This window comes from Streptomyces sp. NPDC052043, from assembly GCF_044548235.1.
GTDB lineage: Bacteria > Actinomycetota > Actinomycetes > Streptomycetales > Streptomycetaceae > Streptomyces.
Genome location: NZ_JBIUBT010000019.1, coordinates 51,806 through 67,396, shown reverse-complemented (window position 1 = coordinate 67,396; position 15,591 = coordinate 51,806). Strand labels below are relative to the sequence as shown.

4 protein-coding genes are annotated in these 15,591 nt (G+C 73.5%); all 4 read left to right on the top strand.

Annotated elements, in window-relative coordinates:
• The first annotated feature begins 85 nt into the window (after positions 1-85).
• The 4 genes from ACIHCX_RS34495 to ACIHCX_RS34480 are packed head-to-tail and all read left to right on the top strand — an operon-like array spanning position 86 to position 15,586.
• Positions 86-6,853, top strand: a complete 6,768-nt coding sequence (locus ACIHCX_RS34495; protein ID WP_400036653.1) for an amino acid adenylation domain-containing protein — start codon at positions 86-88, stop codon at positions 6,851-6,853.
• On the top strand, positions 6,850-12,423 hold the full coding sequence (locus tag ACIHCX_RS34490) for an amino acid adenylation domain-containing protein (RefSeq protein ID WP_400036651.1): 5,574 nt from the start codon (positions 6,850-6,852) through the stop codon (positions 12,421-12,423). Before ACIHCX_RS34495 ends, ACIHCX_RS34490 begins: the two co-directional genes overlap by 4 nt.
• Complete coding sequence (locus ACIHCX_RS34485; protein ID WP_400036649.1) at positions 12,420-13,607, top strand: saccharopine dehydrogenase NADP-binding domain-containing protein; 1,188 nt, start codon at positions 12,420-12,422, stop codon at positions 13,605-13,607. The genes ACIHCX_RS34490 and ACIHCX_RS34485 overlap by 4 nt, the downstream gene beginning before the upstream one ends.
• Positions 13,604-15,586 carry a Gfo/Idh/MocA family oxidoreductase gene (locus ACIHCX_RS34480; RefSeq protein ID WP_400036647.1) on the top strand — a complete coding sequence of 661 codons (1,983 nt, stop codon included), beginning with the start codon at positions 13,604-13,606 and terminating at the stop codon, positions 15,584-15,586. Before ACIHCX_RS34485 ends, ACIHCX_RS34480 begins: the two co-directional genes overlap by 4 nt.
• Positions 15,587-15,591: the final 5 nt, after the last annotated feature.

The window sequence follows — 15,591 nt, the reverse complement described above, 5'->3', positions numbered from 1 at the left end:
TGGCGCCGAGTCCCGTCATGTGGTTACGATGCGACTGAGGAGAAAATGATAATCATTTCTATCTGGCGACCGGAAGGCAGCACCAGTGACCGATGAAGCAGTCGTCCAGGCACGGACAGCGGAAGGTGACTTCGGCCGTCGTGACCGCCACGCGCCTGCGGCGGTGCGTGAAGCGGTGGCGCGTGCGCTGGAGATGGCCCCGCAGGACTTGGACGACGACCGTGACCTCTTCGAACTCGGTCTCGACTCACTGGTGTTGATGGCCCTCGTCGGCGCCTGGCGGCGCGAGGGCAGCACGGTCACCTTCCAGGACCTCACACGCGTTCCCACCCTGCGGGCCTGGACGGCTCTGCTCGGGCGGGTACCGCGCGACGACGCACCCGCCGGCGCACGCCCCGCCCCGCCCGCGCCGCCCGAGGCGGCGGCCGTCGAGGCGGAGCCGGACACGTTCCCGCTGGCCACGATGCAGCACGCCTACTGGATCGGACGCCAGGACGGACAGCCCCTCGGCGGCGTCGCCGCGCACTTCTACGTCGAACTCGACGGCCACGAGGTCGATCCGGCCCGGCTCGACACCGCCCTGCGGGCCCTCGTGCGGCGGCACGGCATGCTCAGGGCCGTCTTCGACGAGGAGGGCCGCCAGCGTTTCGGCGCTCCGGGCGTGTCGCTCACCGTCCACGATCTGCGGGAACGCACCCCTGACGAGGCCGAGTCCGAGCTGGAACTGCTGCGTGAGCGCCACACCCACGCCCGCCCGGACATCACCGCGGGTGACGTCTTCCGAGCCGCCCTGTGCCTGCTCCCCGACGGCAGGACCCGGCTGCAGATCGACCTGGACATGATGGCCGGCGACGCGCTGAGCCTGCGGGTCCTCCTGTCCGACCTGCGCCGCTTCTACGAGTGCCCCGACGATCCGCCGCGCGAACTCGACCTCGACTACCGCCGGTACCTCGCCGAGCACGACGTCCGGCGAAGGGCGGAACGCGAGCAGCACGCCGCCTGGTGGCGGGAGCGCCTGCCGGAACTGCCGCGCGCCCCGCGGCTGCCGACGGCCGTCGACCCGCTCACCCCGGTCAGCGCGGACGACGTCACGCTCACCCACTCCCGCCGCCTGCACCACTGGCTCGGCCCCGCCGACAAGGCCGCGCTCATCAGTGCGGCCCGCCGGCACGGCATCACCCCCGCCGCCGCCCTCGCCACCGCCTTCGCCGAGGTCATCGCCGCCTGGAGCGACAGCCGGCGCTTCCTCCTCAACCTCCCGCTGTTCGACCGGGAGATGTTCACCCCCGAAGTGGCCCGACTGGTGGGGGACTTCAGCAGTTCGGTGCTGCTCGACGCGGACATGAGCGCGACCCTTCCGTTCTCCCGGCAGGCCCGGGGCCTCCAGGAACGCCTGCAAGAGGGGATCTCCCACGGTGCGTACGGCGGTGTCGAGGTGCTGCGCGACCTCGCCCGCGTCGAGGGCGCCCCGGTGCTGGCTCCCGTCGTGTACACCAGCGCCATCGGCCTGGGGGAGATCTTCGAGCAGGACGTCCAGAAGTCCTTCGGCCGCCCTTCCTGGATCATCTCCCAGGGCCCGCAGGTCTACCTGGACGCCCAGGTCACCGAACTCGACGGTGGCCTCCTCCTCAACTGGGACGTGCGGGACGGCGTGTTCGAGGCCGGCGTGCCCGACGCCGCCTTCGACGCCTACCGCCACCTCATCACCCGTCTGGTGTCGGACCCCGACGCCTGGGCCCGGCCGGTGGACGGCCTGCTCGCACCCGACGTCCTGCCCCGGCGCGCGGTGGCGGCCCTGCCCCCCGGGCCCGTCCCGGACCGTGCCCTGCACACCCGCTTCTTCCGGCTCGCGGAGACCGAGCCGGGCCGCACCGCGGTCGTCCGCACGACCGGTGACATCCTCACCTACGGCGAACTGGGCGACGCGGCACGGCGGATCGCCGGGATGCTGCGCGACCACGGCGTGCGGGAGGGCGACACCGTAGCGGTGACCCTGCCCAAGGGCGCCGACCAGATCACCGCGGTCCTCGGCATCCTGGCCGCGGGCGCGGCCTACGCCCCCGTCGGCGTGGAACAGCCCGCCGTGCGCCGGGAACGCATCCACGCCGTGGCCGGCGCGTCCGCCGTGCTCACCGACCGGGACCACGCCCCTCTCTGCGAGGGCGTCTCCTCGGCCCCGGTGCTGCTCCTGGAGGACGCGTCGGGGTCCCGGCCCGCACCGGTCGCCCAGCCGGACCCCGTCCTGCCCGCCTATGTGCTGTTCACGTCCGGCTCGACCGGACTGCCCAAGGGCGTCGAGGTGTCGCACCGGGCGGTCGTCAACACCGTCGAGGCGATGGAGGAGCAGCTCGGCCTCGGTCCCTCGGACCGCACTCTCGCGATCTCCGCGCTGGACTTCGACCTCGCCGCCTGGGACATCTTCACTCCGCTGTCCCTCGGCGGCCAGGTGGTTGCCGTGGGACAGGAGCACCGCAGGGACGCCCACCACTGGGCGCGGCTGGTGCGCACGCACGGGGTGACGCTCGTGCAGTGCGTGCCCGCTCTGCTGGACCTGCTGATGGCCGCGGGAACGGACGAAGGCCTCGGAGACTCCCTGCGCATGGTGCTGCTCGGCGGGGACTGGGTCGGGCTCGACCAGCCCCGCAGGCTGCGCGCCCTGGTGCCCGGCTGCCGTTTCGTGGCGCTCGGCGGCATGACGGAGGCCGCGGTCCACTCCACGGTGTTCGAGGTGGAGGAGGTCGACCCGGCCTGGAAGTCCGTCCCCTACGGCGTTCCGCTGCGCAACATGCGGGCCCGTGTCGTGGACGGACGGGGACGCGACTGCCCCGATCTCGTCCCCGGCGAGCTGTGGATCGGCGGCCCCGGTGTGGCGAACGGCTACCGCGCGGACCCCGAGCGCACGGCGCAACGCTTCGTCGAGCACGACGGCGAACGCTGGTACCGCAGCGGTGACCTGGCCCGCTACCGGCCCGACGGGGTGCTGGAGTTCCTCGGCCGCGCCGACCACCAGGTGAAGTTCGGCGGCCACCGTATCGAACTGGGCGAGGTCGAGTCCGCGCTGGAGGACGACCCCACCGTCCTGCACGCGGTCGCGACCGTCCTCGACGCGCCGGCGCGTCACCTCGCCGCGGCCGTGTCCGCCCAGGGCGGGGTGACCGACCCGGACAAGGTCCGTCTCCGGGCGGCGGAACGACTCCCCGCCTACATGGTCCCCGAGCGTGTCCTCGTCCTGGGCGACCTGCCGCTGACCGCCAACGGCAAGCTCGACCGGGCGGCCGTCCGTCGGGCGCTGACCGAGGCCGCCGACCAGGACGGACCCCGCACCTCGGCACCGGTCGGTCCGGTGGAGACCGTCGTGGCGGCCGAGTGGGCCGACCTGCTCGCGGTGGCCGACGTGGGACGCGAGAGCAGCTTCTTCCTGCTGGGCGGCGATTCCCTCGTCGCGACGCGCATGATCGGCCGGCTGCGCGCCGCCGGCTTCCCCGGCGCCCGCGTGGCCGACCTCTTCGCCCGCCCCGTGCTCCAGCACTTCTGCGAGACGCTGCACCCCGCGCCGACCGCCGACGACGACGAGCCGGATCCGGCCACCGCTCCCGTCCTCGTGCCCGACCCGGACCAGGCCCACGAGTCCTTCCCGCTGACGGACGTCCAGGCCGCCTACCACACCGGACGCGACCCCCGATTCACCCTCGGCGGCGTCGGCACCTGGCACTACACGGAGTTCGACGGCACGGACGTCGACCTGGACCGGCTGGAACGCGCCTGGAACACCCTCGTCCGGCGGCACGGCATGCTCCGCGTCGTCGTCGAGGACGGACACCAGCGCGTCCTGCCCGATGTGTCGCCGATACGCATCCCGGTGTCGGATGCCCGTCCCGGCGGTGCGTCCGAGGCCCTGGCCGGCCTGCGCGCCCGCCTGTCCCACCAGGTCCGCGACCCCGCCCGGTGGCCGCTCTTCGCGGTCGAGGCGGTGCGCTACTGCGAGGACGAAAGTGCCGGGGAGAACGACGGCGAGGTACGGACCCGCATCGGCATAGGCCTCGACTACCTCGTGCTTGACGCGCTCTCCATCACCACGCTCTACGCCGAACTGAGCGCGCTCTACGCCGACCCGGACCACGAACTGCCGCCCGTGGACGTGTCGTTCCGCGACTACGTGACCGGACTCACCGCCGACCCGGAGTCCGCCGAGCGGGGCCGCGCCCACTGGCAGGCCCGCCTGTCCGAACTGCCGCCCCCTCCCGCCCTGCCCTTCGACCGGGACCCGGCCACGCTCGACGCGCCCGTCTTCACCCGGCGCCGGCTGAGCCTGCCCGCCGAGGACTGGCAGGCCGTCAAGCGGGACGCGGTCCGGCACGGCCTGACCCCCTCCACCGTGCTGCTGGCCCTGTACGCGGAGGTTCTGGAGGCCTGGAGCGGGACCGACGCCGTGACCGTCACGCTCACCCTCTTCAACCGGCGCGACGTCCACCCCCACATCCACCGGGTGCTGGGCGACTTCACGTCCCTGTCCCTCGCGGGTCACCGGCGCGAGGGGACGTCCTGGCCGGCGGCGGCCACCGCGCTGCAACGCCGTCAGGCGGAGGACCTCGACCACGCCGATGTCCCGATCGACTGGCTGCTACGGGAGTTCGGCCGTCGCACGGGCACGGTGGACGCCGCCGCACCCGTGGTGTTCACCAGCGCCATCGGCGTCGGTGACGCGACACTCGCCGCACCGGGCACCGGCTTCCCCGCGAAGGTCTGGGGCATCTCCCAGTCCCCGCAGGTCTGCCTGGACAACCAGGTCACCGAGGAGTCCGGGAACTTGGTCGTCACCTGGGACGCCGTCGAGGAACTGTTCGCCGAGGGCGTGCTGGACGCGATGTTCGCCGCCTACGAACGGCTGCTGAGACACCTCGTCGCCGGTGACTGGGACGCGCCGCTCCCCGACCTGCTGCCGGCCTCCCAGTACGAACGGCGGGCCGCCGCGGCACGCGAGGCCGCCCTGGACCCGGTGGCGCCGCGCACGCTGCACGGGACCTTCTTCACCCACGCGACGGCCGCCCCCGACCGCACCGCCCTCGTCACGACGGCAGGGGAGGAGGTGACCTACGGAACCCTCGCCGGACAGGCGCTGCGCACAGCCGCCGTGCTCGGCGACGCGGGCATACGGCCGGGCGACCTAGTCGCGGTCACCCTGCCCAAGGGCCCGGAGCAGATCGCGGCGGTCCTCGGCGTCCTCGCGGCCGGCGCCGCCTATGTTCCCCTGACCCTCGTACAGCCCGCCGCACGCCTGGAGCGGGTGCGCGCCACCGCCGGATTCGAGGTGGTCCTGGGGAGTTGGCCCGCCCCGGCGGGAACCGGCCCTCGCACCCTGTCCTTCGCGGACACACAGGGCAGCGAGCCCCTGCCCGCACCGTGTGGGACGTCCCCTCGGGCGCTCGCCTACGTGATCTTCACATCGGGTTCCACGGGCGAGCCCAAGGGGGTCGAGATCACCCACGCCGCCGCCTGGAACACGATCGCGGACATCAACGCCCGGCACGGCATGTCCGGGGACGACCGCGTCTTCGCCCTGTCGGCACTGGACTTCGACCTGTCCGTGTACGACGCCTTCGGCCTGCTCGCCGTGGGCGGCTCCCTCCTGCTGCCCACCGAGGACCAGCGCCGTGAACCGGCCCGCTGGCCGGGCCTGCTGGACGAGTACGGCGTGACCGTCTGGAACACCGTCCCCGCCCTGCTCGACCTGCTGCTCGACGCCGACGAACTGGGCGGACGGGAAGGCGGCGGGACAGGGAAGCTGAAGCTGCGGACCGCACTGGTCTCGGGCGACTGGATCGGCCTCGACCTGCCCGCCCGGCTGCGGGGCCGGACCGCGCGGCCCTGCGCCTTCGTCGCCATGGGCGGAGCCACCGAGGCCGCCATCTGGTCCAACACCCTCACCGTCACCGAGCCGGACCCCCGGTGGGTCTCCATCCCCTACGGACGTCCCCTGACCGGGCAGCACTACCGAGTGGTCGACCGGGACGGCCGGGACTGTCCCGACTGGACGCCCGGCGAACTGTGGATCGGCGGCGAAGGACTGGCGCGCGGCTATCTGGCCGACCCGGTCCGCACCGCCGAGAAGTTCGTCGAACAAGGCGGACGACGCTGGTATCGGACGGGTGACCTGGGTCGGTTCCGTGGCGACGGTTTGCTGGAGTTCCTCGGCCGGCTCGACAGCCAGCTGAAGATCGCCGGCCACCGGATCGAGGCGGGCGAGATCGAGGCCGCGCTGGAAGCACACCCGGCCGTCGCGCGGGCCGCCGTGGTGGCCGTGGGGGAGCGCACCGCCAAGCGCCTGGTCGCCTTCGCCGTACCGCAGGACCTCACCGTGGGCGGCGCACCCGCCGACGAGCCGGCTCCCACCCAGTCCCTCACCCCCGCCGAGAACCCCGAACTCACCGAAGAACTCCTCGGCCTGCTGTCGGAGCGGGTGCCGGTCTACGCCGTCCCGTCCCGCATCCTCCTCCTGCCCGCCCTGCCCCTCACCGCGAACGGCAAGGTCGACCGGGGAGCCCTGGCCGACCTGGCGGGACCGGAGACGGCAGCCGTCGACGCCGAACCGCCACGGGGCGAGACCGAGAGGGCCCTCGCCGCGCTCTGGCACGAGTACCTGCCGCACCGGGTACCCGACCGCAACGCCAACTTCTTCACCGTCGGCGGCGACAGCCTCACCGCGCTGCGCCTGCTCACCGCGATCGAGCGCCGCCTCGGGGCCACCGTGCCCGTGCGCCGCTTCTTCGCCGCACCGACCATCGCCGCGCTCGCCGCGGACGTCACCCGAACGCTCGCGGCCCACGAGACCGCCTACGAGACCGGAGAGCTGTGAACATCGCTGAACTGCTGGCCCGATACGCCGACGAGGGCGTGGTGCTGTGGGCCCAGGACGGACAACTGCGTTTCCGGGCCCCCCAGGGCCGGCTCACCGACACGCACCGCGCCGAACTGCGCACGCACAAGGAAGCCATCCTGCGCCACCTGGAGGCCGGAGAGCCCGCGCTGCGCGCCGACCCCGAGAACCGCCACGAACCGTTTCCGCTGACGGACATCCAGGCCGCCTACCTCATCGGCCGCACCGACGCCTACGCCTACGGGGGCGTCGGCTGCCACGCCTACGTCGAGCTGGAGTACCCCGACCTGGACGTGGACCGCGTCACCGCCGTGTGGCGGGAGCTGGTCCAGCGGCACGACATGCTCCGCGCCGTCATCCACCACGACGGCTACCAGCAGGTCCTGCCCGACGTGCCCGCCCTCGACGTCGCAGCCGACGACCTGACCGCGCTCCCGGCCGCCACCGCCGAGGCGGAGGTGGAGCGCACCCGGGCGCGTCTGTCCGCACGCGAGGCGCCCACCGACCAGTGGCCGCTCTTCGACGTGCACGTGACCCGGACCGCCGAACGTGCCGTACTCCACCTCGCCTTCGACATGCTCGTCGTCGACCACGCCAGCCTGCGCATCCTGCTCGCCGAGTTCCAGCGGCGCTACCGCGGCGCCGCCCTGCCCGAGGCACCGCGGATCACTTTCCGCGACCACGTCCTGGCCCGCCGGGCCCTCGCCGACACCGAGGGCCACGCCCGCGACCGCGCCTACTGGACCGAACGGCTCGACACCCTGCCGCCCGCCCCCGAGCTGCCCCTCGCCGAAGCCTGGGAGGCCGCTGTGAGCGACCCGGGGGAAGCGGACCGCACCCCGGCCTCCGGCGACGCGGTGACGTTCCGCCGACTGGAGGTCCTGCTGCCCGCGGCCGACCGGGACCGGCTCACCGAGCGGGCCGCGCGGCGCGGGCTGACCGTGTCGACGGCCCTGCTCGCGGCGTACGCCGAGACAGTCGGCACCTGGTCGCGGACCAGCCGGTTCACCCTCAACGTGCCCACCGTCGACCGGCCCGCCCCGCACGAGGACATCGACCGCCTCGTCGGTGACTTCACCTCGCTCGAACTGCTTGCCGTCGACCTCGACGCCCCGGCCACCTTCGCCGAGCGGACCAGGGCCGTGGGGCAGCAGCTCCTCGAAGACCTGGCCCATCCGCTGTTCACCGGCTCGGAGGTGCTCGCCGAGCTCTCCCGCAGGGCCGGCGCCCCGGTGCTGATGCCGGTCGTCTTCACCAGCGCCCTGGGCAGCGGCGCCACCTCCCAGGGCGTACCCCCCGAGGTGACGTACGCGGTGACCCGGACGCCACAGGTGTGGCTCGACTGCCAGGTCATGCACCGCGGTGACACGCTGAGCCTGTCCTGGGACATCCGGGAGGGCGCGCTCAGCCACGGGGTGGCCGACGCCATGTTCGAGGCGTACACGGCAGTCGTGCGGTCGCTGGCGGCCGAGGGCAAGGCCGGAGAGGCCGCCTGGGACGCACCGGCCCGCATCGCCCTGCCCGAGGCGCAGGCGGCACGCCGTCACGCGGTCAACGCGACCGAGGGTCCCCTGCCGGACGCCCTGCTCCACGAACCCGTACTCGCCCAGGCGCGGGCCACCCCGGACGCGATCGCGGTCCGCACACCCGAACTGGCCTTCTCCTACCGGGAACTGCTCGCCCGTGCGAACGGTCTCGCCGAGGCGCTGACGGCGTCCGGACTGCGCCCCGGGGAGCCGGTGGCCCTCTGGATGGACAAGGGCTGGGAGCAGGTCGTCGCCGTCCTCGGCACCCTCATGGCGGGCGGCGCCTATCTGCCCGTCGACACGGCCCAGCCGCCGGCCCGCCGGGACACGATCATCCGGGACGCGGGCGTCCGCACGGTCCTCACCCAGTCCTGGCTCGCCGAACTCGAAGACCTCCCGACGAGTGTGTCGGCCGTCGCCGTGGACTTCGTCGGGGAAGCCACCGCGGACGGTACGACACTCGCCGTCCGCCGGGATCCGGACGACCTCGCCTATGTCATCTACACCTCGGGCTCCACCGGCACGCCCAAGGGCGTGATGATCAGCCACCGGGCCGCCCTCAACACCGTCGAGGACATCAACCGCCGCTTCGCCGTCACCGAGCACGACCGCGTCCTCGGCATCGCGGGACTCGGCTTCGACCTGTCCGTCTACGACCTGTTCGGGCCGCTCGCCGTGGGCGCCACCCTCGTCCTGCCCCGGGCCGACCGGCGCGGCGACCCCTCCCACTGGGCCGAACTCGTCCGCGACTTCGGCGTCACGGTGTGGAACTCCGTGCCCGGCCAGCTCCACATGCTCTGCGACTGGCTCCGCTCCGAGCCCCCCGCCGAGGACGGTTCGCTGCGACTCGCGTTGATATCCGGCGACTGGATACCGGTCGCCCTGCCCGACCAGGCCCGTGAACTCCTGCCGGGGCTCGAGATCGTCTCCCTCGGCGGAGCCACTGAGGGTTCCATCTGGTCCATCGCCCACCCGATCGGGGAGGTGGACACCGCCCGCCCGAGCATCCCGTACGGCACGCCCCTGACCAACCAGACGTTCGCCGTGCTCGACCGGCACCTGCGGACACGCCCCGAATGGGTTCCGGGCGAGCTGTACATCGGCGGCGCCGGCGTCGCCCTGGGCTACCTCGGCGACGAGGAACGCACCGCACAGCGGTTCCCCACCGACCCCGTCACCGGAGAGCGGCTCTACCGCACGGGCGACCTCGGGCGGTACCTCCCCGACGGGACCATCGAGTTCCTGGGCCGGGAGGACGCCCAGATCAAGATCCGCGGCTACCGGGTCGAACTCGCCGAGGTGGAGGCCGCCGTACAGGCCCACCCGGCGGTCGCCGCGGCCGCGGTCGTCGTCGACGACTCGGCGGCGGGCGGGCGACGCCTGGCCGCGTTCGTGGAGACGGCACGCAAGAACGGCGAGACGGCACGCGCAGAGGGCGAGCCGGCACACAAGGACGGCGGCGACCCCGCCGTGACGAGCCGGGCCCAGGCACGCGCGGCTGCCGCCGACGCCGTACGCGAAGCCTCCGCGGCCGTCGACGCCGCACGGCTGGGGGACTTCCTGGCCGCCCTCGACGAGGTGGCGCTCGCCGAGATGACCCGCGTCCTCGCGGCCTCCGGGACGTTCGACGAGGGCGCAGCACGCACGGCGGAGGAGGTGGGCACGGCGCTGCGCGCCACGTCCCGCCACCGGCACATCGTGCGGCGCTGGCTGCGCGCCCTGGCCGCCCGGGACCGGCTCACCCACCGGGACACCGACGACACCTACGCCGGCCTTGTCCCCGTCTCCGCGCCCGAGGCGGAGCGCCGCTGGCGGCTGGCCGCCGAACTGGAGCACGAGATCGGGTGGAGCACCGAGCTGCTCACCGTCATGCGCACCTGCGCCGAGCGGCTGCCCGAGCTGATCTCGGGGGAGGTGGGCATCCGGGAGCTGCTCTTCCCCGGCGCAGCGACGGAGGCCGCGGACGCCGCCTACCGGGACAACCTCGCCATCCGGCACCTCAACCGCGCGGTGGTCGCCGCGTTGCGCGAGATCGCCGCGAGCCACACCGGCGAGGAGCGGCTGCGGGTCCTCGAGGTCGGCGGCGGCGTCGGCGGCACCACCGGCGAACTGGTGCCCGTCCTCGCCGAGTACGGGGTCGACTACCTCTTCACCGACGCCTCGGCGTTCTTCCTGGGCGAGGCCCGCGAGCGCTTCGCCGACCACTCCTGGGTCCGCTACCAGCGCTTCGACGTCGACGAGGACCCGCGCACCCAGCACCTGCTGCCGAACACCTTCGACGTCGTGGTCTGCGCCAACACGCTGCACGCCGCCGCCGACGCCGACGCCGCCGTGGGCAGGCTCCGGGAACTGCTGGTGCCGGGCGGACAGCTCGTGTTCGTGGAGAACACCCGCGACGAGAACCTCCCGCTGCTGGTCTCCATGGAGTTCCTCGAGGTCTCCGGCCGGGCGTGGACCGACGTGCGCGAGCACACCGGCCAGTCCTTCCTCACCCACACCCAGTGGCGTGAACTCCTCCACGCACACGCCGCGTCCGAGGTCACCTCGCTGCCCGAGGCCCAGGGCGCCCTGGCGCTCACCGGGCAGGAGGTGTTCATCGCCACGATGAAGGACGACCGGCACCATGTGCCGGTGGGGGAACTGGCCCGCACGGCGGCCAACCGGCTCCCGGAGTACATGCTCCCCTCGGTGTGGCAGGTCGTCGACTCCCTGCCCCGCACCGCGAACGGCAAGACCGACCGGGCGCGCCTGCGGTCCTGGCTGCCCCGGGAGAGCGCACCGGTCGTCGTGGACGAGCGGCCGAAGGACGAGCTGGAGAACAGCCTGGCCGACCTGTGGACGGAACTCCTCGCGGTCGAACGCGTCGCCCGCAACGACGACTTCTTCGACCTCGGCGGCGACTCGCTCCTGGTGGCCCGGATGGTGGGCCGGCTCCGCGAACGCGTACCGCAGGCGGCGGACCTGGAGTGGGAGGTCGTCCTGCGGCACATGCTGCGCCGGCCCACGGTCGCCGGTCTCGCCGGGTTCCTGCGCGGCCTGACCGGTTCTCAGGACGCGCCCGCGTCCGGTGCCGTGCGCACGGACCCGGTGATCCACCTGCACGGCGCCCGCTCGGACGACGAGCCGACGACCGTGCTGGTGCACGCGGGAACCGCGACGATCATGCCGTACCGGGCGCTGATCACCGAGATCAGGCGCCGCTCGCCGGGCCTCGCCGAGGTCGTCGGCGTCGAGGTCCCGGACCTGAACGGGTTCCTCGCCGCCCCGCCCGAAGGACTCATCGAGCAGTTGGCGGCCGACTACGCGCGGGCCCTGACGGCGGACGGCCGCAGCCGCTTCCACGTCGTGGGCTACTGCCTGGGCGGCCTGATCGCCACCGAAGTGGCCCGCAACCTGGCCGAGTCCGGGGCCGAGGTGGAGAGCCTGACCGTCATCAGCAGCCACAGCCCCCGCTTCCGGCTGGACGACGAACTGCTCGCCGAGTACTCCTTCGCCGTCATGATGGGTATCGACCCGGCCCAACTCGGCTTCCCCGACGACCAGTACCGGGTGGCCGCGGCGGCCGACGCCGTCCTGGCCGCCAGCCCCGGCGTTCTGCCGGACGGCGGACTCGCCGCGCTGCCCGAGGAGTTCGAGGACGTCGCGAGCTGCTTCCGGCGACTCACCGACGTCCCCCGCGCCACCCGGATCGCCCGGATGTGCGAGGCGGTGCCCGCATCGGCCGGCACCTACGAGCCCGACCACATGACGCGGCTCTTCCTCGCCTTCCGTCAGAGCGTCTTCGCCATCACCCGCTACGACGCCGAACCCTACGCGGGCGACATCACCTTCCTGCGGCACGACGGCGCCTACCCCTTCCCGGGAAGCAAGGACGCCGTCACCGCCTACTGGGAGGAACTCACCCTGGGCGACCTGGACATCGTCGACATCGGCGGCGACCACTACAGCTGCCTCTCCGTCGAGCACGCGCCCGGCATCCTCAAGACCCTCGGCGAGCTGACCGAGGGGGCGATCACCCGATGACCCGGAACACGACGACCCGGAACACGACGACGGGGAACAGGCCCCTCATCGGAGTCCTGGGCGCCTCCGGGGCGGTCGGCCGGGCCGCCGTACGCGAACTGCGCGCCCTCGGCCACACCGGGCTCCGCCTGGGCGGCCGCACCGCGTCGGCGCTGTGCGCGGTCGCCGAGGAGGACCCCGCCGGCCACGACGAGACCGTATGGGCCGACGCCACCGCACCGGACGGCCTGCGCGCCTTCACCCAGGGCTGCGACATCGTGCTCAACTGCGTCGGCCCCACCTATCGGCTCCGCGCCACGGTGGCCTCCGCGGCACTGGCCGCCGGCGCGCACTGCGTCGACGTGGCCGGGGACGACCCGGCCGCCGAGGACCTCCTCGCGGAGGGCGATCCGGCCCGCGACGGCCGCACGGTCGTCCTGTCGGCGGGAGCCCTGCCCGGCCTGTCCAGCCTCCTGCCCCGCTGGCTGGCCGGGCAGGGCCTGAACAGCGCCTCCGCGCTGACCGCGTACTGCGGCGGCCTCGAGCCCTGCTCGCCGACGGTGGCGCACGACCTCATGCTCTCCCTCACCTCCGGAGGCGCGGACGGTGCGGCCTACGGCGAGGCGCTGGCCGCCGTCCGCGGCGGACGGCGCGTCCCGCGCGCCCTGCGCACGGCCGAGGACACCGAACACGAGGCCTTCCCCGGCCGGGTGGCCCTGCAGCCCTATCTCAGCGGAGAGAGCGAACGACTCGCCACCGCCCTGGGCCTCGACCGGCTCGACTGGTACAACGTCCACCCCGGTCCCGCCGTACGCGCACTGCTCACCCGCCTGCCGGGCCGCCTCGCCGCCGGAGACGACCCGGCGGAGCTGGCGTCCCGTCTGAACCTCGCCGCCGACCTCGACCTGGCCGGACGCAGGCCCTACTACGTCATGGACTTCACGCTGTCCGGCACCGCGTCCGGACAGCCGGCCACGGCGGGACTGACCCTGCGCGCGGCCAGCAGCTACCGGCTCACCGCGGCCGTGGGCGCGCTGGCGGTGGACGCGGTGCTCCGGGCCGAGATCCCGGCGGGCGTGCACTTCGCCTGCGATGTGCTGGACCCCGACACCGTGGTGCGGCACCTGCGCTCCCAGGGGGTCGCGGACCTCCGGCCCACCGGAGCGGCGGCCGGCGCCGAACAGGTGGAGGAGGGCGCACTGTGAACAGTCCCCAGCCCTTCCGGGTACTGGTCTGCGGCACCAACTTCGGCCGCTTCTACGCCGAGGCGGCACACCGACGCCCCGGGTACGCACTGGCCGGCATCCTGAGCCGGGGCTCGGCCGCCTCCCGGACGTACGCGCAGAGCCTCGGTGTCCCCTTCTACACGGACGTCGACGACCTCCCGGCCGACATCGACGCCGCGTGCGTGGCGGTGAGCTCCTCCATATCGGGCGGCCAGGGCACCGAGCTGGCCAGGGCACTCATGGACCGAGGCATCCATGTTCTCCAGGAACACCCCGTCCATCTCACCGAGTTGACGGACAACCTCAAACACGCCCGCCGCCGGGGCGTGCAGTACCGCCTCAACACCCACTACCCGCACGTCGCTCCGGTCCGCGGCTTCGTCGACGCGGCCCGCAGGCTCGTCGCACAACAGCGACCGCTCTTCCTGGACGCAGCCACCCCGGTCCACCTGATGCACCCCCTGGTGGACATCCTCGGACAGGCGATGGGCACCCTGCGGCCCTGGCGATTCGCGGACCCGGCACCGCTGCCCGCCGAGATCGGGCCGCAGCCCTTCCGCTCCCTGCACGGCGTGTTCGCCGGCGTACCCCTCACCCTGAGAGTGCACCACCAGCTCGACCCGTCCGACCGGGACAACCACGCCCTGCACTGGCACCGGATCTCCCTCGGCACCGAAGGCGGGGTCCTCACCCTGGCCGACACCCACGGGCCGGTCCTGTGGAGCCCCCGCCTGCACATCGGGCGCGACACCGGCCGGCGCTTCGTCCTGGACGGTCCGGGTACCGGCCGCCTGGGGCTCGCCACCACGTCCGTCGTCGGAAACACGGGAACCTTCCGCACCGTCTTCTCCGACCTGTGGCCGGAGGCGATCGGCAGCGCCCTCGACGGGCTCCGGGAGGCCGTCGAACAGGGCGGCGACGCCCTGCGCACGGGTCAGTACGAGCTGGCCGTGTGCCGCATCTGGACCGACCTCGCCGCACGGCTCGGACCGCCCGAGATCGTCCGGCCGGCCACCCCGCGGCCCCTGGCGGCCAGCGACGTCTTCCCTGCTCCGGAGCAGCCCCGCACGGCCGCCGACCGGCCCCCCGCCGACCAGGCCCCGGCCGGTGCGGGGCCCGGCATCGGACACCCCCTTGCGGACGCGCCGTCCGGCAGCGGCCCTCTGGACACCTCGTCCTACACCCCGTCGGCGGAGTTCTTCGACCTCGTGGCCGCCGAGCACACCGCGACCGCGAGCGCGCCCGCGATCGCCGCGCTCCTCGCCGACGCCGACCTGAGCGCCGGTCCGGTGATCGACATCGGCGCCGGCACCGGACTGGTGACCGAGGCCGTCGCCCGGGCCCGCCCGGACGCCGAGATCCTCGCCTGCGAACCGGCGGTCGGCATGCGCGCCGTGCTCACCAGCCGGGTCTTCAGCGACCCGGACCTGCGCTCCCGGGTCACCGTCACCGCGGACGCCGCTCCCGACCTGGACCTCCCGGACCGGGTCAGCGCCGTCCTGCTCTGCGGGGTCCTCGGCCATCTGGACACCGACGGACGGGCCCGGCTGTGGCAACGGCTGACCCGACGGCTGGCTCCCGGCGGTCTCGTGGTCGTCGAACTCATGCAGTTCGAGGAGCCGTCGACTCTCCCCGAGACCAGGCTCGCCACCGCCACCGCCGGACGACACCGCTACGAGTGGTCGTTCGCCGGGGCACCGGACGAGGCGGAGCACCGCGTGATGCGTCTGCACTCCACCTGGCGCGTCTACCTGGACGGTGCCACGGAGGCGGAGCGCGAGGTGCACGACTCCTACCGCTGGGCGCCCTTCGGACTGAAGGACGTGGTGGCCGAGTCCGGCCTGACCGCACGCGCCCTGCCCACCCGCCCCGGAGCACCCCCACTGGCCGTACTCACCCGGGCACCGGACGCCCCGCACACCACCGCCCACCTCGTCTCTTCCTCCACCGACCACTGAGGACC

Excerpts from the sequence above, each read along its gene's own strand:
- ACIHCX_RS34485 (WP_400036649.1), top strand. The coding sequence starts at position 12,420 with ATGACCCGGAACACGACGACCCGGAACACGACGACGGGGAACAGGCCC.